A 653-nucleotide genomic window follows, 5' to 3' on the forward strand; every position below is an offset into this window, starting at 1 on the left:
ACATGTCGAGCGGTCCATTTCTCAAAAATGGATTGAAGTTGCTTGACTGCCTGTCGCTATCCGTTACACTCGGGTCTTGAGTGGTCCGCTACCGGTTTGGCGCCGGGAGTGTGACGGGTGCGACTGGAGAGTCAAGCCCACGAAAGCCTTCGGTTGGCGCCGAAGGCTTTTGTTTTTCAGCATTCTTAGCTCATGCTCAAACCTTCACACTGTGAAGTCATTGATTTAAAAGGATTTTATTTTTCTGAAGCCTGCAACTCGGCTGCTTCGGCCTCAAGAAGCAGCTGAATCCGTGCTTGGATGCGCTCTGCGTCTTCTTCTGACTTGAACTGCAGTCGCATTACGTTCTTCGCTCGCCGCATTTCACAGAAAACGGACTTGCCTCGCTTGACCTTCAAGCTGACCGGCGTCGGTGTAACCGCTTTCGCCTTGGTGTCGACCGCCGCGAGTTTGACTGCTTGACTCTGATCGATCTCGCCTGCCACCAACTTCTGCACCGCTCGAACAACCTGTTCTGAACGACCCTGCTTGGCCAGATTGGCGAGCAAAGATGCTGCGCGCGAACCAAGTAGGGAGGGGCGCTCGGCGCACGCTGACAGCACTGCAGCCGGCAGGTTGTCGAATGTCAAGATGTAGGAGATCAGCGACTCGGA

Annotated in this window: 1 pseudogene; it reads right to left on the reverse strand. The window is 54.5% G+C overall.

The annotated features are described in order from the left end of the window. Positions 1 to 236: 236 nt before the first annotated feature. A pseudogene (locus P7F28_RS10125) lies at positions 237 to 653 on the reverse strand (chromosome partitioning protein ParB); the annotation flags it as partial.

This window comes from Caballeronia sp. BR00000012568055 (assembly GCF_029439455.1).
GTDB lineage: Bacteria > Pseudomonadota > Gammaproteobacteria > Burkholderiales > Burkholderiaceae > Caballeronia.